This is a genomic window from Arthrobacter sp. SPT-J7 (assembly GCF_059089965.1).
On the sequence record NZ_JBNHFF010000619.1, the window covers coordinates 1 to 314 of the forward strand.

At 61.8% G+C, this 314-nt stretch carries 1 protein-coding gene; it reads right to left on the bottom strand.

From position 1 onward, the window contains the following. Window positions 1-73: 73 nt before the first annotated feature. Window positions 74-314: VldE C-terminal domain-containing protein (locus tag AC5RWX_RS34545; RefSeq protein ID WP_494100609.1), on the bottom strand; the 241-nt coding region annotated here is incomplete at its 5' end.

Below are 314 nucleotides of genomic sequence, written 5' to 3' on the forward strand. Positions count from 1 at the left end.
CGAGTGCATTGAGCTCTGCACCTGGCGCGACGCCGGGACAGTGTAACGCGCTCGCCTACCCTCGGGTTTTACCTCACTTAGAACCTCCGCCGAGTACGTCCACGTGCACGTGGTCCAGGTGACGCAGGACCTCGTTGCGGGGCTCAGGTGCGTCGTAGTTCTGCCATTGCCCGCTTGAGCTGTGCACGCTCCAGAACCGGTCGTCGAAGATGACGTACTGGATGTCCAGGTCCTCGGCATGGGCGACGAGCCAGTGGGCCAGTATCCACCCCTCCCTACGGTTCTCCTCAGTCACAGGGCGGAAGAAGATATCT